The sequence below is a fragment of the Gilvibacter sp. genome, from assembly GCF_965601605.1.
Classification (GTDB): Bacteria; Bacteroidota; Bacteroidia; order Flavobacteriales; family Flavobacteriaceae; genus Gilvibacter.
Map to the genome: position 1 here is coordinate 129,487 of NZ_CBFCWJ010000032.1, position 21,426 is coordinate 150,912.

At 43.4% G+C, this 21,426-nt stretch carries 16 protein-coding genes; 11 read left to right on the forward strand and 5 right to left on the reverse strand.

Going from position 1 to position 21,426, the window contains the following annotated elements; genetic code table 11:
* The first annotated feature begins 264 nt into the window (after positions 1-264).
* From ACSLP7_RS08985 to ACSLP7_RS09015, 7 genes are all read left to right on the forward strand, one after another.
* Positions 265-1,656, forward strand: a complete 1,392-nt coding sequence (locus ACSLP7_RS08985; RefSeq protein ID WP_435578979.1) for a dipeptidase — start codon at positions 265-267, stop codon at positions 1,654-1,656.
* A gap of 20 nt (positions 1,657-1,676) precedes the next feature.
* Positions 1,677-2,090 (forward strand): hypothetical protein, encoded by a 414-nt coding sequence (locus ACSLP7_RS08990; RefSeq protein ID WP_291185895.1) that lies wholly within the window; start codon positions 1,677-1,679, stop codon positions 2,088-2,090.
* A gap of 9 nt (positions 2,091-2,099) precedes the next feature.
* Positions 2,100-3,353 carry a hypothetical protein gene (locus ACSLP7_RS08995; RefSeq protein ID WP_435578980.1) on the forward strand — a complete coding sequence of 418 codons (1,254 nt, stop codon included), beginning with the start codon at positions 2,100-2,102 and terminating at the stop codon, positions 3,351-3,353.
* A 79-nt stretch (positions 3,354-3,432) separates the two neighbouring features.
* Positions 3,433-5,196, forward strand: a complete 1,764-nt coding sequence (locus ACSLP7_RS09000; RefSeq protein ID WP_435578981.1) for a hypothetical protein — start codon at positions 3,433-3,435, stop codon at positions 5,194-5,196.
* 102 nt (positions 5,197-5,298) lie between these two features.
* Positions 5,299-5,664 carry a BlaI/MecI/CopY family transcriptional regulator gene (locus ACSLP7_RS09005; protein WP_435578982.1) on the forward strand — a complete coding sequence of 122 codons (366 nt, stop codon included), beginning with the start codon at positions 5,299-5,301 and terminating at the stop codon, positions 5,662-5,664.
* A 2-nt stretch (positions 5,665-5,666) separates the two neighbouring features.
* Positions 5,667-7,577, forward strand: coding sequence for a M56 family metallopeptidase (locus ACSLP7_RS09010; RefSeq protein WP_435578983.1), 1,911 nt, complete (start codon positions 5,667-5,669; stop codon positions 7,575-7,577).
* Between the two features lie 139 nt (positions 7,578-7,716).
* Positions 7,717-8,817, forward strand: a complete 1,101-nt coding sequence (locus ACSLP7_RS09015) for a DUF4407 domain-containing protein (protein WP_435578984.1) — start codon at positions 7,717-7,719, stop codon at positions 8,815-8,817.
* On the opposite strand, the gene ACSLP7_RS09020 is transcribed toward ACSLP7_RS09015, so the two are convergent.
* Positions 8,818-9,639 carry a dolichyl-phosphate beta-glucosyltransferase gene (locus ACSLP7_RS09020; RefSeq protein WP_435578985.1) on the reverse strand — a complete coding sequence of 274 codons (822 nt, stop codon included), beginning with the start codon at positions 9,637-9,639 and terminating at the stop codon, positions 8,818-8,820.
* 167 nt (positions 9,640-9,806) lie between these two features.
* Here ACSLP7_RS09020 and ACSLP7_RS09025 point away from each other — a divergent pair, with 167 nt between their 5' ends.
* The 3 genes from ACSLP7_RS09025 to ACSLP7_RS09035 are packed head-to-tail and all read left to right on the forward strand — an operon-like array spanning position 9,807 to position 15,570.
* Positions 9,807-12,851, forward strand: a complete 3,045-nt coding sequence (locus tag ACSLP7_RS09025; protein ID WP_435578986.1) for a hypothetical protein — start codon at positions 9,807-9,809, stop codon at positions 12,849-12,851.
* On the forward strand, positions 12,851-14,059 hold the full coding sequence (locus ACSLP7_RS09030) for an Ig-like domain-containing protein (RefSeq protein ID WP_435578987.1): 1,209 nt from the start codon (positions 12,851-12,853) through the stop codon (positions 14,057-14,059). Before ACSLP7_RS09025 ends, ACSLP7_RS09030 begins: the two co-directional genes overlap by 1 nt.
* A 2-nt stretch (positions 14,060-14,061) precedes the next feature.
* Complete coding sequence (locus ACSLP7_RS09035) at positions 14,062-15,570, forward strand: cellulase family glycosylhydrolase (protein WP_435578988.1); 1,509 nt, start codon at positions 14,062-14,064, stop codon at positions 15,568-15,570.
* Here ACSLP7_RS09035 and ACSLP7_RS09040 read toward each other — a convergent pair.
* The 3 genes from ACSLP7_RS09040 to ACSLP7_RS09050 all read right to left on the reverse strand — a co-directional run bounded on the left by ACSLP7_RS09040 (position 15,559) and on the right by ACSLP7_RS09050 (position 18,413).
* Positions 15,559-16,761 carry a glycosyltransferase gene (locus tag ACSLP7_RS09040; protein ID WP_435578989.1) on the reverse strand — a complete coding sequence of 401 codons (1,203 nt, stop codon included), beginning with the start codon at positions 16,759-16,761 and terminating at the stop codon, positions 15,559-15,561. The genes ACSLP7_RS09035 and ACSLP7_RS09040 overlap by 12 nt on opposite strands.
* A gap of 103 nt (positions 16,762-16,864) precedes the next feature.
* Entirely contained in the window at positions 16,865-18,136 is a 1,272-nt protein-coding gene (locus tag ACSLP7_RS09045; RefSeq protein ID WP_435578990.1) for an oligosaccharide flippase family protein, read from the reverse strand.
* The gene (locus tag ACSLP7_RS09050) at positions 18,120-18,413 is read right to left on the reverse strand and encodes a hypothetical protein (protein WP_435578991.1); all 294 of its coding nucleotides are present in this window, start codon (positions 18,411-18,413) and stop codon (positions 18,120-18,122) included. Before ACSLP7_RS09050 ends, ACSLP7_RS09045 begins: the two co-directional genes overlap by 17 nt.
* Positions 18,414-18,692: 279 nt before the next feature.
* On the opposite strand from ACSLP7_RS09050, the gene ACSLP7_RS09055 reads away from it, so the two are divergent.
* Positions 18,693-20,705: a tetratricopeptide repeat protein gene (locus ACSLP7_RS09055; RefSeq protein WP_435578992.1), complete on the forward strand. Its 2,013-nt coding sequence runs from the start codon at positions 18,693-18,695 to the stop codon at positions 20,703-20,705.
* Here the strand turns inward: ACSLP7_RS09055 and ACSLP7_RS09060 are convergent, their stop codons facing one another.
* Positions 20,706-21,422, reverse strand: a complete 717-nt coding sequence (locus tag ACSLP7_RS09060; RefSeq protein WP_435578994.1) for a LytR/AlgR family response regulator transcription factor — start codon at positions 21,420-21,422, stop codon at positions 20,706-20,708. It lies immediately after the preceding gene.
* Positions 21,423-21,426: the final 4 nt, after the last annotated feature.

Sequence of the window (21,426 nt, forward strand, 5' to 3'; positions counted from 1 at the left end):
AATAGAAATTTTTAGCTGTGGATTTATTGCTGATTTTTACCCCTAAACTCAGGCTGATCTATAGCCTGACCAACCTTATGTCATCTACACATTTTTTGATACCTTAGTGAGCCTTAAAAATTTGAGATGAAATGAGCATAAACAAATTTAATTATTAGTATACCCGCCGGCAATAATTAAATTTTTTGTGCGAAAGCGAAGCGGTTGATCTATGCGGATAATTTTTATTTGCTTGATTATCTGAGAAATAAAAATTTTAAATAGATGAAAAGTGCCAAAGACTTTATAGAACAAAACAAAGACCGATTCCTTTCGGAACTCATAGACCTTTTAAAAATCCCTTCCATTAGCGCAGATTCTGCTTACGAGAAAGACGTAATCGCTACGGCTAAAGTGATCGAGCAGCGCCTTTTAGAAGCCGGTTGTGAAACCGTAGAAATCTGTGAGACGCCAGGGTATCCCATTGTCTTTGGAGAAAAGATCATTGACCCGAACTTACCCACGGTTTTGGTATACGGACATTACGATGTACAACCACCAGATCCTCTAGATCTGTGGGACAGCCCTCCTTTTGAGCCGGTGATCAAAAACACGGAACTGCACCCAGAGGGCGCAATCTTTGCGCGCGGCGCATGTGATGACAAAGGACAAATGTATATGCACGTTAAGGCCTTAGAATATATGACCAAAACGGACCAATTGCCTTGCAACGTGAAATTCATGATAGAAGGTGAAGAAGAAGTGGGCAGTGAAAGTTTGGGTTGGTTTGTAAAACGCAATCAGCAAAAACTGGCCAACGATGTTATTTTGATCAGCGATACGGGAATGATCGCTAACGATATTCCTTCCATTACCACAGGGCTCAGAGGATTGAGTTATGTAGAAGTGGAAGTGACCGGGCCTAATCGCGATTTACACTCTGGACTTTACGGAGGTGCCGTTGCCAACCCGATCAACATCTTGACCAAAATGATCGCTTCATTGCACGATGAGAACAATCACATCACCATTCCAGGCTTTTATGATAAGGTAGAAGAACTCACTGCTGCCGAGCGCGCCAAGATGGCGGAAGCTCCTTTTGATCTGCAGGCTTATCAAGATGCTTTAGATATTGACTCAGTTTACGGCGAAGCGGGTTATTCAACCAACGAACGCAATTCCATCCGTCCTACCTTGGATGTGAATGGAATTTGGGGAGGTTATACCGGAGAAGGCGCCAAAACGGTAATTGCCTCTAAGGCTTATGCAAAGATCTCCATGCGCTTGGTACCCAATCAGGATTGGCAAGAGATCACTGAACTCTTTAAAAATCATTTTGAAGCCATCGCTCCTGCGGGCGTTCGTGTAGAAGTACATCCACATCACGGAGGGCAAGGTTACGTTACACCAATAGACTTCCCAGGCTACAAGGCTGCAGAAAAAGCTTATGAGTCTACTTTTGGAAAAACACCAATTCCACAACGCAGCGGGGGTAGTATCCCTATTGTATCCCTCTTTGAAGAAGAATTAAAAAGCAAAACCATACTGATGGGCTTTGGATTGGACAGTGATGCCATTCACTCACCAAACGAACATTTTGGGATCTGGAATTACCTAAAAGGTATTGAGACCATTCCGCAGTTCTATCACTTTTACGCACAAAATCACAACAATTAAACCTCATAAAATCAACGATTATGCAATTCAATAAAACCTATGTAATCGCAGTGCTTTTGACCCTTTTTACAGGACTTACCGCAAATGCGCAATTAGGAGACACCAATCAAAAGAAAACCTTTAACCTCACCATTGCCCAAGACGGGAAAGAGATCGTTATGGCTTGTCGCTCCGGATGTGCTTGGGAGACCTTAAGTTTTGAAAGCCCAAGACGCGGACTCTCTGTTACTGTGGATCAATTCGGAATGAAAGGAGACCGTCAAACGGCGAGCAACCCAGATGAACTTTCTGAATTCTCGTTCAGTATTGCTAAGGTGCGTGGAGAATATAAACTGGTTGGCTTAGAAGGTACTGCATGGGAAACATTGACCTTTACCCTGCCTGAAGACAATTCCAAAGCAATATTAAGTACTGGCGGTGTACGCGTCAAATAAACCGTTTTAATGCTTTTTTCTTTCCAACCCCATGATGAGTGGTCACAGACCCAAAAATGGGCTTTCCGCTTTGTAGCACTCTACAGCTGGCTGTACATTTTAATGATGTTTGGTGGCAGTAGACTGCTCAAACCTTTAACTATATGGCTTGGCCGTGATGTTCTCGGCATTGAAGGGCGTTATGAGTTCTTTGCCACAGGGAGCGGAGATACCACCATGGCTTATGCTGGCCTTTTTACCCAATTGATCTTAGTGATCTTGGGCACCATTCTGTGGTCGGTATTGAATCGGAAAAGACGTTCGTACAATGCTGCCTTTTATTGGTTCACTGTAATCTTGCGGATATTTTTGGTATTCTTCATGTTTACCTATGGCTTTGCCAAAATCTACAAGTCGCAGTTTGCAGGACCTTCATTACTCAGACTCTTACAACCCATAGGGGATATGTCTCCCATGGGACTCGCCTGGACCTATATGGCCCAAAGTGAAGGCTTCAATATGTTCACCGGCTTTATGGAAGTCCTGGGCGGTCTGTTGTTAATTCCAAAGCGCACCCAAGCCCTTGGAGGAATTGTGGTCTTTGGAGTCATGTTGCAGATCTTTATGATGAATATGTTTTACGATATTCCCGTGAAACTATTCTCTGCCCATTTGATGCTCTTTGGCTTGCTGATCTTTGCTGCGGATTGGAAACGCTTCAGTCATGTCTTCATCAAAAACAAACCCACTGAGGCTGTTGAATATTACAAACCCACCAAAGATCCGGTATATCACACCGTAATGATGTGGTTTAAAGTTGCTGGTGTAGCTATCCTCTTTGCCTTGATGGGCTATCAAGGTTATAATGCCGAACACAGCTTTGGCGACAAACGCCCCAAACCTCAGTACTACGGAATTTGGGAAGCCGAAGAATTTGTGAAAAATGGCGATACGATTGCACCCCTAATTACGCGATCGGACCGTTGGCGTTACTTGGTGATTGACCGGAAAGGTTATGCGGCGGTAAAAATGATGAATGACAGTGCCAGGCGCTTCAATTTCATTGTGGATTCGACCGGTTATGGTCTTACCATGCGCTCGCGATCGGATACGCTTACGGAATCAAATTTCACCATCACTCAAACCGACTCCATCCAACTGATCTTAAAAGGAGTTTTGGATCAAGACAGTCTGCAGATTCGCTTGCGCGCTAGAGATCTTTCACAGATAAGACTCATCAACCGCGGTTTCCATTGGATCAACGAAACGCCTTATAATCGATAGTTGCGCGAGGGTCTCGCACTCCTTTTCTGACGTCCAAGTCTCAAACTATTGGTTATATTTGAGTACCAACTAACTCACGGTGAACCGAATAAATCGCTTTCTTCAAGAATTACAGCGACGCAACGTCATTAAAGGTTGCATCTCCTATTTGGTGATCTCTTGGGTCATCCTGCAAGTTGTTGCTTTACTTTCTGATATTTTAGACGCTCCGGATTGGATCGGAAAAACGCTGTTTATTGTTCTCTTGATCTTTTTCCCGGTTTGGCTGTTGATCTCTTGGTATTACGAGTTCACCTCAGAAGGCATCAAGAAAACCAGCGAGGTTCCCGAAGAAGAATCCGAAACTAAGATTACCGGTAAGAAGCTCAATATCTTGATCATTTCCTTTTTGAGTTTGGCGGTGATCTTACTTTTTGTGGATCGTTTCCGGCTTCAAAAACAACAGCAAGTGGAGATTGAAGCCTTGGCGCAATCCGAAGTACCTGAGAACTCTATTGTTGTGCTTCCTTTTACAGACCTCTCACCCAATAAAGATCAAGAATACTTTGCCGATGGCCTGGCGGAAGAGCTACTGAGTTCACTCACGCGGCTTCCCGAACTCAAGGTTACCTCGAGAACCTCAGCCTTTTCATTTAAAAATAAGGCCATAGACATTCCTACCCTCGCCGAGCAGTTGGGGGTCAACTATATTGTTGAGGGTTCTGTAAGGGTTGCAGACAGTATTATTAGAATCACTATTCAGCTCATTGATAGTAGAGAAGATCAAGGCATTTGGTCGCAAACCTGGAATAAAAAATTGGAGAACATCTTTGAGGTTCAAAACTCGATCACCTTAGCGGTGGTAAACAATTTAAAGCTACAGCTCAATGCGCCCCTATTGGCCAACAAGACCAAGACAGATCCGCGAGCGTATGCTTTGTATTTAGAGGCCAAACATTGGTATCAAAACCCAGATTTGATTGCAGAGAACTTTGAAAAAGCCAAGGCTTTAGTTGAGCAATCCCTAGCTATTGACAAACTATATGCTCCGGCCTGGGTACTTCTGGCTAAGATCTATGACTTGCAGACCTCCTCGCGTTTTATTGACTTTGAAGAAGGTTACCCCAAGATCAAAGAAGCCGTGAATACCGCTTTGGAATTGGACCCCGAAAATGCACTGGTCTACACTACGCTGGCCGATTTAGCCTGGCAATACGACTGGGATTTTCAAAAGGCCAGTCAGTACAATCAAAAAGCATTAATGCTCGAGCCGAATAACGACGTAGTATTTGACCAAGCAGCTTCTTTAGCCATTGTTTTAGGCGATACGGACAGTGCGGTGGCCTACAATAAAAGATCTGCAGAATTGGATCCGGTAAATATTGACAACTGGTATAATCTGGGTAATTCCTATTACTACAATCAGCAATATACCTTGGCTATTGCCGCGCATCAAAAGGCTTTGAGCATTGAATCTGAGATCTACGCCGCCCAATACAGCATTGGTCTTAATTACTTGATGCTGGGAGAGACCAAAAAGGCGCAAGAGGCCATAGCCAAAGAATCTGATACGCTTTGGCAAGAACATTTCAATACTTTATTGCTGCATCAGCAAGGTAAAAAGCCGCAAGCCCAACAAGCCTTGGACGCTTTTATTGATCAGTATAAAGGTTATGCCGACTATCAAATTGCGCAGACTTATGCGTATTGGGGCGCCACTGATCTGGCTTTTGAATGGTTGGAGAACGCCTATGAATCCCAAGATTTTGGAATGGTAGAAATGATCTCCGAGCCTTTACTCAAGGGCTTACACCAAGATCTACGCTGGGACGCATTCTTAATCAAAGTCGGCTTAAAGAGCTGATCGTCAAACTCAAAAAAAATAAATCCTGTTAAATTTTTCTTTCTACAGTTGTAGAATTAAAATTTTATTCTACATTTGTAGAGAACAAATATTCTAGCGACTATGTCCTTATCAAAATCAGAAGAACAACTCATGCACCTTTTATGGGACCAAGAAAAGGCTTATATGAATGATCTCATTGCGGCCTATCCAGATCCCAAACCGGCGCAAACTACTATTGCGACCTTGTTAAAGCGCATGCGAGACAAAGGATTTGTGGATTACACACAAGAAGGACGGGCTAGACAATACTACCCTTTGGTGGAAAAGCAATCTTACTTTTCCAAGCAAATGAAAGGCATGATCCAGAATTTCTTTGATAATTCTGCTACTCAGTTCGCCTCTTTCTTTGCCAAGGAAACAGACCTAAGCAAAGAAGAATTAGAATCTTTGAGAAAATTGATCGATCGCGAAATCAAAAACAAATAGTCATGGAATTCTACGCATTGAAAACGGCAGCCTGTTGGGCAATTCTCTACGGCTTTTACAAATTGGTCTTGGAGCGTGAAAGCATGCATCACTTAAAACGCTGGTATTTGTTGGGCGGATTGGTCCTGGGAGCAATCATTCCCTTGATCACTTTCACCTCTTATGTATTGGTAGACGGAGAAGCGGTCATCTATATGGTTCGCGGGGAAGAAAGTGCTGCTCTCGACCAGCAATCCTTTTGGCAAAGTCTGGATTACAGCAAGATCTTATGGACTGTTTATTGGGTCGGATTTGGACTCTTTGCAATCCGTTTTTTGTGGAACCTCAGCAAACTGATCCGCAGTATTTTGGCGCATCCTAAATCCGCAAAAAGACCACTTTTCTTTGTTTTATTGGGACGTCCGGTACAACCGCATACCTTTTTGCAATACATTTTTGTCAATAAAAAACGCTTTACAGCACAAGCCATCCCAGAAGAAGTGCTCCTGCACGAGCAAGCGCATGCCGAGCAGCTGCACAGTGTAGACGTATTGCTCGCGGAAATCATGCAAGTGGTCTTTTGGTTCAATCCTCTAGTCTATTTGATCAAACACAGCATATTACTCAATCACGAATTCTTGGCAGATCAGGCCGTTTTAAAGACTGGTGTACCCAAGAGTCAATATCAAAATACTTTACTGGCCTATTTGAATCCTCGGACCTGTCCGGAGCTGGCCAGTGCCATTAATTATTCATCTATCAAAAAACGATTCACACTCATGAAAAATTCATCATCAAAAAAGACCCAATGGGCCAAAGGCCTATTGCTGCTCCCTTTGTTGGCGGTCTTGCTGTACAGCTTTAGCAGTACTAACGAGGTACTGATTGAAGAAGAGATCCAAGTAGAGGAACTCGCCGACCTGTCTCAGGACACTGAAAAGGAAGAGTACCTGCCTGTAAAGCACCCTACCTTAGACGATTTTGAGCGCTGGCAAGACAGCGATCAATACGGTCTGTGGATAGACGGCAAGCGCGTGGCCAACAAGGAGATCTTTGAGTACCACCCAGATGATCTTCCTTATTTCACAGAAAGCCGCCTGGCAAAGAACGCAGTGAACTACGGTAAGCACTATGTACAAGTAGATGTCATGTCCAATTCTTATTGGCAAGATCAAAAGGGAATTGGCTTTGTCACTGAGCAGATGAAAGAGTTCCTTATTGATCAGGCTGTAAACGGTGATAAGGAATTGCAAATCAGCATTCAAGGAAGCAGCGTGTATGTCAATGGTGTGAAGACTTCGATTAAGAAGTTCAAATCAGTTGTAAATGAAGCTACCAAAAATTGGAGTAGTTCTGATTTCAATAATGTAGATCTGGAACTTATGATCAAAAACCCAGATCAGGACTTTATCAATAAGCTCAATGACATCTTTAAAGAAACAGATGTTTTCAAGGCCGATCCTAGTAAATTCCCATACGGGATCAATCCGCCACCTCCGCCTCCACCACCAGCACCGCCCGTTGTGGAAGAAGTTGAAATTGAAATCAGAGATGCACAAAACGTTCAATACGTAATCGTTGAAAAAGAGGAAATAGAAGAAGTTGAAGAAGAACTTGAAGAGATCATTGAGGTTGAAAACGTACAAACCAAGGTGAAGCGCAAAGCTTATATCAACGGAGGTGATCCGGATGAAGAAGTGATCATCATTGAAGTAGTTGAAGATCCAGATTCTTTAACTCCTCCACCGCCACCACCGCCAAAGGAACCTATTGAAGCCATCAAGGATCTGATCCAACAAGGTGCAACCTTTTATTTGGACGGAAAAAAGATCAGCTCAAGCCAAGCGCTAGAACTTGTAAAGCTCGATAAGATCAACTATATCGATGTGGAAAAGGTAGACAACAATCCGCCTAAAGTGCTGATGAAGCAATAAAGAACATCCACTGATGAATGAAAGCCCCGACAATTCGGGGCTTTTTAATGCTTTATTATGTAACAAATAGGGGTAAATCGCGTTCTAATATTCTCGGATGCAGCTCTGTACTGAATCCGAAAACATTAATTCATCAATCATGTTACAATCTTTTTTCATCTTCTGCTCGGGAGCGGATACGGATATCCTCGACCAATGTTCTCCCGGAGAACGCACCAAGTATGCCGGGATCGGCGCCACAGTATTCTTTACCGCTGTTATGGCTGCCATTGCAGCTACCTATGCCCTATTCACAGTTTTTGACAGCTATCCTGTTGCTATTGCCTTTGGGCTGGTTTGGGGATTACTGATCTTCAATTTGGATCGATTCATTGTATCCACCATTAAAAAGCGTGGGAAGTTTTGGGACGAACTGGTACAAGCCACCCCGAGACTCCTTTTAGCAGTGATCATTGCTATTGTGATTGCTAAGCCTTTAGAGTTGAAGATCTTTGAGAAGGAGATCAATCAAGTCTTGTTGGAGGAAAAAAACCAAATGACCTTGGACAATCAGGGGCAGATCGCTTTACAGTATCAGCCTAAAATTGCCGAACTCAACGGGCAAATAGAAAGCCTTAAGCAAGAAGTTGTAGACAAAGAGACCAGTGTCAATACGCTTTATGAGACCTATATCGCAGAAGCTGAAGGTCGCGCAGGTACCGAACTGGTTGGCAAAGGTCCTGTGTATAAAGAGAAACGTGAAAAACACGATGCAGAACTGGCCGCTTTGACGGAACTCAGAACCGCAAATGCTGCAAAAATTGCTGGCCTGGAAACCGAGATTGCCGAACTCCAAACCCAATACGACGACAAGGTAGTAGAAACCCAACCCGTCATTGAAGGTTTTGACGGTTTGATGGCTCGAGTGAATGCTTTGGATAAATTGCCTTGGCTGCCTTCGTTCTTTATCTTTTTACTCTTTTTAGCGGTGGAAACCTCTCCAATTTTTGCAAAGCTACTTTCTCCAAGAGGTCCTTATGACCATAAATTGGAAGAGCAAGAAGGAGCTATTGCTTCTTGGGCTGCACAGCAGAAACAGCAGCGCAATGTTTTAGTAGAAACGGATCTGCAACTCAACAACCGAGTTTATGAAGATATTGCAGAAGAACAAGAAGCTTACGATTATAAACGAAAAAAGGCCCGCGAACTTATGCAGTTGCAGGCCGATGCTTTCTTTGAAAAACAAAAACGTCTCTTATAACTAGGCAGCGATGCTGATCTCTGCTAGGGCTGGAGCTTGAACATTCTGCTGCCACTGTAGCTCAACAGTTTTGTTAGAAGCTAGCAGATTTAAGTTGTTATAAGAAAGGTAAATGCTCAATAGGCGTCCTGGGATCTGAAGGCTCGCTTTTAGATCAAGCTTAGAACCTTCTTCGTGAATCCATCGCATTAGGGGCTGCTCATGGATATGGTTCATGACACGTTTTGCTCCGAAGTGCCTTTTCAAGCGCAAGAAGATCTCCACGTCAAACAACCAACGGCTCACGAAAGGCTTGCTGTAGATCACAGGAATAATGTCGCGGTGGAATACTTTAGCACCACATTGGGTGTCCTTAATAGGCAATCTCAAGATGAAACGGATACACATCCCAACGATCTTAGACATGATGCCACGATCTTCTTTACGTTGGATGTTTCCTCCTCCTAGGTTTCTTGATCCGAATACACTTACCAACTCTCTTTGGCTTTTGAGCCTATCCACTAAAACTTTGAAATCTTCAAAGTCTGTGGATAGGTCTGCGTCCATAAAGCCTACATACTCAATGTCTGAGCGTGTATGCAAGTAGCGAGCACCAGCTCTTACTGCGGCAGCTTTTCCACCATTGCGCTTAATATCAACAACAGAAATACGATTGTCAGCGTTGCGCTTAAGTCGGTTTAAAACGGTGATAGTCTCATCAGAACTTCCATCATTTACAAAACAAAGATGGTATTGACCATTTTCTTTTATAAATTGTAAAAAAGCAATCTGGTTGATTCTATCGGCTTCGTTGTAGCAAGGGATAATAATTCCAGTTTTCATCGTAATTGAGCTTTGAGTTTGTTTTTGTTTGATGCAAACATATCCCAGCGCGGCGGCTTTTTGTGGGGCTTTTCGGTCAGCATCAGTTTACTGTAGACGAATGCCATTCATCGACAGATGTACCACTCAGCGATAGTTGTAACTTTGGTGAAAAGCTTTAAAACCTATTGAAGACACTTAACTATAAGACCAATCCCTATCTGTTAGCAGCCCTTATTATGGGGGTCTTGCTTCACGGGGCAACCATGTTTGGTACTTTGGAACGGACCTATGATGCGTTGATCCATTTGTTCTTTGCCAACCATTACGCTTCTGATTGGTTCTCCCATTGGAACCAAAGCTGGTATACAGGCTTTACCGTTTATGGCTATCCACCTTTGGTACATCAAGCCATAGGCTTGTTCTCCTTAGTTGGGGGACTCAAATTTGGACTCTATACAGTATCTTTAATAGGAGTACTGCTCTTTGTGAGCGGCGTGTTTAGATTTGCCCGTTTGGTCTTACAGAACTCTAAGGCGGCCGGTTATGCTGCACTGCTTTGTGTTTTCTCCACGTCTTATATAGAAACCCTGCACTTATTTGGCCAATTGCCTAGTATCATAGGAATGAGTTTGCTGATGCACTCCTGCCCGGAAGTATACAATTGGATTCGATATAAAAAACGCCGTTCGTTAATCCGCAGTTGGATCCTTATAGCAATTATGGTTTGTTCGCATCACGTGACGCCCATCTTTGGAATGGTATTCTTTTTATTCCCGGTTATAGGAATGGCTTTGGTAGATGCTTCTGAAGACCCAAAACGCAACACCATAAAAACTCTGATCATCCAAGTGCGCAAACGCTTTTGGCCTATCGTAGGATTTGGATTTGGTGCTTTACTACTTATTGTATTCTGCATCTTGCCGTATTGGCTCAACACCAAAAACAATCCTATTAACCAGATTCCTATTCCGCATGGGTCTAGAGACAATTTCTTTGAGGTCGGCTCTTCCGGATTGTTGTTCTTTTTAATACCCTGGGGCTTGTTCCTATTATTATGGCCTTACGCGTTTAAGACCTTATATAAACGACGCTTGGTTTTCTTTTGCTTGTCCTTTGGATTGCTAGCACTATTGGGTACAGGTGGCACCACCCCATTGCCACGAATGATCTTGGGCGACAATGCCTTTGACATACTGACCTTAGACCGTTTTACCTTATGGGGCTCCTTAATAATGCTGCCTATTGCAGGGCTCTTTGCTGCGGACTTCTTTGAAGGTGACCTGCGTGCTCGTTTGCACAAAAAATGGGGTCGTAAGAGTTACCGCCTTTTGGGAGCGCTCATGATAGGAGGCTATATTATGGCAGCAATTGCTACACTAAATCTTGGAAAAATGCGCCCTTCGCAGCCCAAGACCATAGACATGCTACCCATTGTAAACTTTCTAAACCAAGACGAACATTATAAATGGCGCTATCTAACCCTAGGGTTTGGCGATCAAATGGCCTGGCTATCAGCCCAGACCAAGGCTTTAACGGTTGACGGTAATTATCATTCAGCCCGCAAACTACCCGAACTTACCACAACACCCGTAGAACGCTTAGAGAATTCAAAATTCCGAGGTATAGAAGGGCTGGGCTCGTTACAGCAGTTTTTGGCCAATCCTAACAAATACAATTTAAAATACGTTTTCTCCAACGATAAGTTTTACGATCCACTCTTGCACTTTACAGGTTGGAAACGCTTACCGGTATTAGAGAATGGCATAGTGGTTTGGGAGCGTGAAGGGGTGAACACCCTTCCCTCCGTATTGGCGACACCTCCAATTTCAAAATTCCAAATGCTCATTTGGGGTATTGTCCCGGTCTCTGTAGCGGTATTGGGCATCTTCATTTTTCTCTTTATTCGCTCTAAAGACCCATTAAGCGAAGATTTGAAGGCCCTCACGCCTCAGCAAGCCCCTAAATCCTTATTTAAAAAGCTATTCAGTTGGGGGCAATTGGGTTGGGCCTTAGCAGTGATTGCTGTATTCTTAAAATTGAGTTGGGACTACTATGAGGAATCTCAACCTTATAAAGATCCGGAGAAACTAGTTCTAGCCTATTACGATGCCATGGACTTTAAAGAGTTTGAGCGAGCACATAGTTATCTCGACCCGGATTCAGGAAAAACCTTAGACCGTTTTATGTTGGAGATTGCCATTACAGACGGTTTATTGAGCTCTTATGGTAAACTAGATGACATCAGCACAGAAGTACTCTTTGAATCCGAAGATCAAAAAGAGATTGCTGTAAAGACCGATTGGATCACCGCACTCAAGAATTACAAGCAAGAAGACACCCTAACTGCCAGGAAACGCGATGGACGCTGGGTGCTTGTTCCTAAAGCCTTGGACTTAGACATTCCTGTAGATGTCTATCTCAGCAAAGAAAACGTGGAGTTTTACAACCAAGGCAGACGCAGAAACACGCTTAAAACAACTTTCTATGAAGATGTTTTAAAACGCCCAGAAGTTGCCGTTACCAGTGCAAAACTCATAGAATATGACGATCAATACTTTTTGGTCGGAAGCATTAAAAACATAGACTATCACCCGGCGAGTTTATTGATCAGTGCGAGTTTATACGATGAAAACGGACAGGTACTTGCTCAATTTGCCCCTAAGGATGTTATCAATTATAGGGTGATGCCTGAGCAGCAAGTTCCGTTTAGGATTCCGTTTGAGGAAATTGCCTGGTTAGAAGACACTTCACAGATCGATGAGACCTTTAGTCCAGACTTTGCTCCGGCCTTGACCTTGAGCAGCCAACCGGTGAGTTTCGAGATTGCCGTTACTACCAATGTTACCAGTGATATCAGCCCACAGAATTACAGCATAGAAAAACAGTTCATAGCCGACAGAACGTTGGAATTAGAAATGCTAAACGCCAATACTTCAGACTGTACGATTCCGCAGTTTTTAGTAGCGATTTACAATAAAGGAAAAGAACTGGTTTGGGTAGAACCATATTATGGAGATCAAGCTCTTAGGCCGTATCGTCGTGGAAAATATTTGATAGATATCGCAGAATTTGAAAGTCATCCAATGCCAAAAAAGAGCGAAGTGGTTATTCTCATCAACGGAAAGCCAAAACCCATTTTAGAGAATAAAGGCCCCGAAAGACTCATGCCGCTTCCGGCAGAAGCTTTTTATATAGACGTAACTTTAAATCCCTACCACGCACAAAACTGATGAAACATCTAGTATACATAGGGGTTTTTCTCGGAGCGCTGTTTTTTACAAGTTGCAAGCAAGAGCAAGTGTCACCATTGGTTCCTAAGGCAGAGTTTAGCCTATCAGAATCCTACGCAATAGGTGAACTCAAAACTGCAGAAGCTAAATTCAAAGCAGAAGCAGGCGTTGACACTAAGCAGGTAAAACTGTTCTTGGAGGCTGGAGTCTATCAAGCCACGCTTGCGCCTACGCACTGTGAATCGGGCAATTGCACCTTTGAAATTCCGGAGATACTATCCAACAAAACAGGCTTGAGCCAATGGCGATTGAGTTTTGAAGACACCTCTTTAGGCTCAGGAAGTTTCCAGGTGGTTCCGGCAGACAGTTCAGTTTACAGTATCAACACCTATATCGGTCCACCATCTGCCAAAGCGGGAAAAGTACGGGCAGCCATGGCTGTGGCCATACCCAGAGATGCGCATGACAATTTGATCCGCAAGCCAGACAGTGTTCAAATGGACTACAGATATTTGAATCAGCAAACCACTACAGAATCTAGCATTCGTTACGGTTTGAGTTTTATAGAATTTGATGCGGGTCCAATTGCCGGTAATTTCCAGTTGGGCGGATCCTACAAAGGAGCGGAGGCCAAAGCCGCGCAATTTATAATCATGCCCAATGAGGCGGTGGATTTTGAATTGCAACCCCTACCCGAACACGATATTGCAGACGGCCAACAAGAACTCGAGGTGATTACTTCTGTTATTCGCGATCGATTTGGAAACCCGGTTGCAGACGGTACAGGAGTCAGCCTGCGCATTGATCAATCTGATGGAGTAACTGCCTATGTTAGTGCCATTACGGCGAATGGTATAGCCCGATTTATTGTGCTTCACCCAGATGAAGCCATGGATTGGAGCCTGCAAGCTAGTTTGAATAATGGCGCAATCTCTAACCAAACAAGCCTGTCCTACAGATCATTTATGGATGCTTTTCCTGTGGAGCTAACGGCAGAAGATCAAATTAATGTGGGGCCTATTACCGGTAGACTCAACGAGCGCGTTACCGATGGAATCATTGTGCGCCTGTTTGATGCAAACGATATTTTACTGCTTGAAAATCAAACGCGCAACGGTATGGTCTTTTTTGACCTGATTGGTCTTTCTAAAACACCCAAACTGCCGTTGCGAATTAACGCCATGGGGATTAATCAAACTGTGGAATGAAAATGAGCGAAAACATAACTCGCATTTTGGGCAGAGTCTTTCTGGCAGTATCGCTCTTGCTTACCATGGCTATTTTGGGCAAGGTATTGATCTACTTTAATGAGGGAGCAGATCGCAGCAGTTTACTCGCCGATGAGGCCGCCGTTTCTGGCCGAATCACACCCTTTGACTTTGATCTGGGTAGTGATTATATAGGCGATCCGGACCGTGTGGTGTTGCAACGTATTGCACAAGATTACAGCCTCGCGCTCAATCAACTCCAAGCGGCATTCAGTCTGCAGGATACCACGCTGATCGCAGACCAATTCACTCCACAACTCCGTAAAAAACTGAATATACTGCTGAGCGCAGGACAAGATCCGAGTATTGAGCAGCAGTACATCAAACACAATCTGGTCTTTAGATTTCTATCTGCAGACAGACAGATCGCGGCCTTTACCGATAAAGATGCCTTGCGCATCAGTAGTCAAAAACTAAGCAATGGCGACTTGGAGGTTCTCAACACCCAAGAGATCTCTCAAGAGGTTATTATGTTTTTACAAGACGGTTTTTGGCGCATTGCGTATCTAGAACAAATTGCCATCAATCCTTACCAAGGCAAAACACAAACTGCGGCTATTGCCACTCCCAACCTTAAAGGAATAAACTACTACCCTAAGGACTACCCTTGGGATACATTTAATGAAGAATTGGACCTAGATACCATTGCCAAAGACTTTAAGTTCATCCGTGAGCAAGGTTTGAATGCAGTGCGACTTTTTGTGGATTTTAATGATTTTGGCGGAGGCAATCCAGATCCAGAACACATATCACGTCTTGAATCCATTCTAGATCTTGCACAAACCGCTGATCTCAAAGTTGTACTCACACTCTTTGACTTTTATGGCGATTATTCTTTAGCCAATTGGCCCGCAGCTGCCAATCATATAGCACTGCTTACGGCAGCATTGGGTGATCATCCTGCAATTCACAGTTGGGATCTTAAAAATGAACCCGACTTGGATTATGAAGGTCAGGGAAAACAACGCATTCAGGCTTGGCTGGAGTTTGTGGCGGATCAACTCCGCAGTCAAAAAGTAAAACAACCCATTACCATTGGTTGGAGTTCTGCCGATGCTGCTCAGAAACTCACTGAGCTAGTGGATTATGTAAGCTTTCATCATTATACGGCTCCAAACAATCTTCCTGAAAACCTGAAGAATTTGCGCGCTGTAACTGACAAAGCCTTGGTGGTTCAAGAGTTTGGTATGAGCACCAATCGCGGACTATGGGCGCCCTTTGGAAATTCACAGGACGATCAACTCGACTACTACGAAACCATGCTCAAATCCTTTGAATCAGAATCGCTTTCTTTTCTGTGTTGGACGCTTTATGACTTTGAGGAAATCCCCGGTAAAGTCAGCAGTTGGAAACCTTGGATAAAGAACAAGCAAGCCAACTTTGGCTTGCTCGATCATTGGGGGGTTGAAAAATCAGCGCTTCAAGCGCTTCGAACTTCACTAAGCCGCTAGTGCGGACTGTTCACTCAATGTTGGGGAGATAGTTTCAAAAAGATCTAAATATCTTGAGCTAATGGTTTCCATTGAAAGGGCTTTGGCCGCTTCATAGTTGTTCTTAGCCAATTGCAAACGATACTCTTTATCGATACACAATACTTTCAGTGCAGTCACTAGAGAATCAACTTCTCCTGGCTCAAAGTATACTCCTTTGTATCCTTCATCTGCAACTAGATCGGCAAGATCACCAATATTTGGCATCACTACAGCTTTTCCATAGCTTCCCGCTTGGTGCAATACACCAGAGCTTCCAGTTGTAGCGGTATAAGGGAACACTACTACATCACTGTTTCCAAAGATCACAGGAACGTCTTCTTCTTCGACATATCCGGTGAATTCGACTCCTGGTACATGTGCATACTGCTCTTGTACTCCAGCCAAATATCCTTTTACGTTCGGATTGTCTGTTCCAGCGATTACCAATTCGATCTCAGCAGGTACATCTTTACGAAGTACTTCTACGGCCTCGATCAATTGCTCTACTTTCTTATAGGTTCCGAATTTACCAAAGGTCATCAACTGAACTTTGCTGTAATCGGCATCAAAACTTACGTCTTTAGGTACTTCAAAAGTTCCGTGAGGGATCACTTGAACGTTTTGAGCATTGTATTTGTCTTGAAGGATCTCTGCGTAGCGATCAATAGTTACGGCTACTTTGTCTGCTTGCAATACCAAGCGAGTCAATTGAGTTCCGATCCATCCAAAGATTTTCTTTTTAATTGGGCTTTGGGTAAAGCCTGCTTCTTCTAGATCTACAGTCTCCATAATGTTGTGCAACAATACGGTTGTTGGGATCTTGGCCCACTTGCTCAACATTGGGGTTGCCAATCCTAGAGCAGCTGGGATCTTCTTGTCTCCAAACTTCATGAATTGTAGGTTGTACAATACGGCGTCTGGTGCTTCTTTCTTCAGGGTCTTAACAATGTTGATTGGATTCATCACACTGTTGAACTTCCAACATGGGATGATGCGCATGGTGCAACCTTCGTTGCTGGCTTCTACTGTTGAGGCTTCAACAGTTTTGTCTGTTAGTACTACTACTTCGGTTACGCGCTCCTGCATGCGGAAGTGCTTGATCAGGTGATATGCGTACTCATTCAATGTGAGTTTACTCGGTGGGTAGGCTGTTACGATTGCTAGTTTCATAGGTATTAGTTTTATACTGCAAATGTGGGGCAAATGCTTGTTTTTCAAGGCCGAACGTCGATGGCGAGCCATTTACCTTCGACGAATGGAAATTAGGTTTAGATTAACGATTTTCGCGCTTGTGGCGTTGGATCAGTAAGAAGGCCTGAGTAAGCATCAGCAAGCTCATATAGAACACTTGGATGTAAACGATGGACTTCAAACTTTCGTGGAACAATGTAAAGGTTACCAGTTGCAAGGCTCCGAATCCTAAAGCGATCCAAACCGCGCGGTAACGGTCTACACTTAAAGCGTAGTAGACAAATACATTGGCTAGGGCAAAACATCCGGTTGCTAAGGCGTAAGGTCCAAGCAGTGGGGCTACTTCTAAATAAGCATCCGTAAACATGATGGTCACGATCTGCTCGGAGAATAAATAGCATCCTACTACCAATACAAATACGATAGCTGCGATACCAGATAAGTACTTCAAGAATAGTCTCAAGTGGTTTCCACCATTCTTTCTAAGGGTCACTACTTCCGGTAAAAGTAGCATTACGATCATCCAAGTGATGAAGAACACGATGCGCCCTATTAAGGCCATGGCGGCATACTGTCCGGCATCAGCTGCAGAGAAATAATGCTTAACCATAAGTAGGTCAGCGTTGCTACATACAATCTGCAAGCATTCGTACAAGCAGATGTACATAAAGAAGATCCCTATCCGCTTCTGAAGCTTTTTAGAGACACTGAAGGATTGAAACAGTGCCAACTTGTGGGGATTAACCCCAGAAGCGAGGATTACGGATCCGCCAATTGCTAAAGCAACTGACCAGGATGGGTCCAGATTAAAAACCTGGATCGCTAATAAAGTGATGGCAAATCGCGCCAACATTTCAATTTGGTAAGTGGCAGCCAAGGCAATGTACTTGCGTCCGCCTTGTGCTTTTCCACGGGTAATACTCAACCAGAGATAAAAAGGTACACTAACACCCAGTGGGTAAAAAACATCAACATCTCTCATCGAAAACAATGTCGCTAAATTGGGGGCAAAAGCGACAATAAGTAGGCCAATGACAACACCTAGGATTATGGCGTATCGTGACATGAATGCCATGCCAGCCTCTTTTTGTGTACCTTCTAACTCTGCGTAGAATTTGGTCGCGGTAAGTTGGATTCCTGTGGCCAAGAAGGACAAGGCCAACAGTAGTGTGATCAAAAGAACCGCCTCAGCAAAAACGTCAGGACTTAAACTGCGACCCAGCCAAACGTTATAAGCATAGTTTCCGGCATTTACCAGCACAGCGCTTATGGTAAATAACTGTGCAGGCGTTCGTAAAATGCTCCAGATATACTGAGGCGATAATAAACTGAATTTCTTAGCTAGCGAGTGCATGGATCTGATTTGTATGACGGAATGCTCCGAGAATTTTACGATTCTTAAGTCCATACACTACGCAAGTCTTGTTGCGTAATTCTGCTTGAGAGAACAGTTGCTTGAACATTAGGGCTGCAGAGATATCCACAACGTCTAACTTTGCTAAAGAGATGTGCAACTCTTGCTCAGCGTGCAGTTTCAGATTGAAAAAACGTCCGATCTCAAATACTTGATCTGCAGCTAGGTTTCCGCTTAGGACGTATACGTTTTCTTGTTTTGTAATTTGTAGTGCCATGGTAGTTTGTTTTAAGTAGTTATTGGGTTTTTAATTAGGCAATTTGTAATTGTGTGTTTGAAATTGTATTATGAACAATTCGCATAGTTGGGTAAAGTTTTATAACTTTTGAATTGTGTACGAGTGTTAATTTAGTTTCCATATCGTTTCGTTTTCTGATACAAAAGTGCAGCAAAACAACAGGCTTAAAGGACGATATTCGGTGAGCGTCGGTTTAGTGTAGACGAATGGTATTTTAGCTTCGTTTGAATATGTTGAGGACGGATTTAACTTGGGAGTATGAAAACGAACTACCTATATATACTAGTAATTACAGCGGTTTTTAACTGCTTGACAAGTTTTGCCCAAGACTTCTCAGAAGGATTCAAACTCCTAGAAAACGGTGATTTCGCTGCTGCGGAGACCTATTTTGCCGAAAAACGCCAACTGTATCCAGACAATAAGACCGTAGCCATCTGCTACGCACGTGCATTGGGATTGTCTTCGGATCCTGAGGGAGCGCTCAATTTATTTAAAGACTTAGAGAACCAATACCAAGGCGATTACGAGATCGGATTGAACCTGGCAGAAGCTTATCTGTGGAACAAACAATTCGATCAAGCCCTAAAAGACTATAAGGTATTAACGGCCAAAGATGCGGAGTCTTTCCCAGCTCAGTTGGGATTGGCAAACACCTACAGCAACCTAAAGCAATATCCACTCGCATTAGAAACTATAGAAAAGGCCTTGGCAATAGATCCGGGAAACCCAGGAGCGATGAACAGTAAGTTCTATATTATATTAGGGTATGCGGATCAAGAGAAGAAAGCCAAGAACTTTGAAAAGGCAGATGCGCTCTTTCAAGCGCTAATAAAACAAGCTCCAGAAAACAGCCTGGCTCGTATTGTTTATGGAATGTTCTTTTTTGAGCAGAAACAATGGGATGCTGCAGAGGATCAATTCCAACTCATTCCAGATGCTGTAGAACGTTACAGACATTTAGCCTTGCTTGAACAGGCTAAAGAAAACTCCAAAGAAGCTTTAGTCTTAGCTAAAGTAGCTGTGGACTCTTCCCAAACACAAGATGCAGCGGCACAACTTAAAGCCAAAGAGCGTTTGGTTCAAGCTTATCTCTGGAATGCCAAGTTCAATGAGGCTAAAGCCGCAATTGATCAGTTGCAATTGGAAGATTCCAAACAAACCACTTACCTCGCCTTATTAGCGAATTACTACAACTATACGGATCAGCCACAAAACAGTTTGGATACCTATAATAAGATCTTGGATATTGATTCTAGCTCTTATGACGGGTTGATGGGCAAGGCTGGCGCCCTGCGTGCACTGAATCAGAAAAAGCTATCAGTGGCGCAATTGGACAGTGTTTTAAAATACTATCCCGGACAGGCAGACGCCATCCAACTCCAGGAGACTATTGCCAACTCTTTAAAGACCAATGTAAAGACTGAGTTTGCCTATCAAGAAGACAACGACACTAACGTGACTTATTTAGCAGGATTAACGCTAACGCTTCCATTAAATGACAGACACGGTTTAACCTTGAATTACAACAACCGAAACACCACCCGTGAATTGTCTGATTCTGAAGCGACGAGTAATACGATCTCTTTAGGTTACACCACCCGTATTCACAACAGAACTACGGCAACCATTAGCGGTGGATTCACCAAAGTAACTGCCGGACCTCAGGCTTACACCCAATGGAACGCTCAAGCAGAGGTTAAGACTGTACTTTTACCGCGTAACAATTTCAGCCTGGCCTATCAGAGAAGCATTCAAGACTTTAATGCTACGCTTTTGGCGTCGGAGTTGGTGTTGAATAACTTCATATTGAACAACAATTTAATGTTGATCGGGAATCTAGGCTGGTACACGCAGGCTCGCTATGTAGCACTTTCTGATGACAACCAAAGTCAGCAAGTATTTACCTCATTGTATTACAGCTTGGGTAAAAAGAGCATTTTTAAGTTTGGAGCGAATTATCAATTCTTGACCTTTAAAGAAGATAGAGCCGAACTTTACTTTAGCCCGGACAGCTTCAATAATGTTGAAGGTTTTGCCAGATTTGATCATAACGGCAAACGCTTTGTAGCCGCCATTGAAGTTGCAGTGGGTACCCAAACCATAGACGACCAAGACGCCATGAACACCTTACGCGGGTTCGCGGAGTTCAAATACAACTACAACAAAAGATTGGTATTGGGTGTGTTTGGACGATACTCCAACAGTGCTTCTGATGCCGCAAACGGCTTTTCATTCTATCAAGTAGGTATCAGCGGACAGATCAGACTCTAGTTAGAGTAGATTCAGTCTTTTCATCAATTCCGGTCTGTTGGATCTGGAGATCGGGATCACATCGCGCTCAATAAGCACACTGTTATCCTCAATATCTACGATCTTGGTAAAGTTGATGATATAACTTCGGTGTACCTTGATGAATTGAGATTCGGGAAGCTTTTCCTCAATCTTCTTTAAGGTGGAATGCACCGTATAATTCTTTTCGTGGGTTTTAATGAGGATGTAATCGCCTTTAGCCTCAATTAAAAAGATCTGATCAAAAGCGATCTTAATGAGTCTACGATCTATGTTGACATACAGCTCTTTTCCTTCTGTACTGCCAGAAGAGGATGCTGCTGCTGGCGCAGTAGCAGAACTTGCCTTGGGCTGCGCCTTGAGTTTTTCTACCATTTTTAAAAAGCGAGGCAGCGTAACCGGCTTTACCAAATAATCCTTAATTCTCGGGTATTCAAAGGCTTCAATAGCAAATTGCGGATCACTGGTGGTCAAGATCACTTGAACCTCCTTAGTAACCGTATCTAAGAAATCAAAGCCGGAAAAAGTAGGCATGTGGATGTCCAAGAAAATGATATCCACTTCATTTTTATTGATGAATTTGATCGCTTCAATGGCATTGTCAAACTGCGCTACTACGTCGAGGTCATCAGTCTGCTGGCAAAGTTGCTCAATGATGGCTCTCGCCATGGCCTCGTCATCAATAATAATACACTTCATAAGA

Bases quoted from the DNA above. Each gene is read 5' to 3' on its own strand.
- ACSLP7_RS08985 (WP_435578979.1), top strand. From the start codon at position 265: ATGAAAAGTGCCAAAGACTTTATAGAACAAAACAAAGACCGATTCCTT.
- ACSLP7_RS08990 (WP_291185895.1), top strand. From the start codon at position 1,677: ATGCAATTCAATAAAACCTATGTAATCGCAGTGCTTTTGACCCTTTTT.
- ACSLP7_RS08995 (WP_435578980.1), top strand. From the start codon at position 2,100: ATGCTTTTTTCTTTCCAACCCCATGATGAGTGGTCACAGACCCAAAAA.
- ACSLP7_RS09005 (WP_435578982.1), top strand. From the start codon at position 5,299: ATGTCCTTATCAAAATCAGAAGAACAACTCATGCACCTTTTATGGGAC.
- ACSLP7_RS09010 (WP_435578983.1), top strand. From the start codon at position 5,667: ATGGAATTCTACGCATTGAAAACGGCAGCCTGTTGGGCAATTCTCTAC.
- ACSLP7_RS09015 (WP_435578984.1), top strand. From the start codon at position 7,717: ATGTTACAATCTTTTTTCATCTTCTGCTCGGGAGCGGATACGGATATC.
- ACSLP7_RS09020 (WP_435578985.1), bottom strand. From the start codon at position 9,639: ATGAAAACTGGAATTATTATCCCTTGCTACAACGAAGCCGATAGAATC.
- ACSLP7_RS09030 (WP_435578987.1), top strand. From the start codon at position 12,851: ATGAAACATCTAGTATACATAGGGGTTTTTCTCGGAGCGCTGTTTTTT.
- ACSLP7_RS09035 (WP_435578988.1), top strand. From the start codon at position 14,062: ATGAGCGAAAACATAACTCGCATTTTGGGCAGAGTCTTTCTGGCAGTA.
- ACSLP7_RS09040 (WP_435578989.1), bottom strand. From the start codon at position 16,761: ATGAAACTAGCAATCGTAACAGCCTACCCACCGAGTAAACTCACATTG.
- ACSLP7_RS09045 (WP_435578990.1), bottom strand. From the start codon at position 18,136: ATGCACTCGCTAGCTAAGAAATTCAGTTTATTATCGCCTCAGTATATC.
- ACSLP7_RS09050 (WP_435578991.1), bottom strand. From the start codon at position 18,413: ATGGCACTACAAATTACAAAACAAGAAAACGTATACGTCCTAAGCGGA.
- ACSLP7_RS09055 (WP_435578992.1), top strand. From the start codon at position 18,693: ATGAAAACGAACTACCTATATATACTAGTAATTACAGCGGTTTTTAAC.
- ACSLP7_RS09060 (WP_435578994.1), bottom strand. From the start codon at position 21,422: ATGAAGTGTATTATTATTGATGACGAGGCCATGGCGAGAGCCATCATT.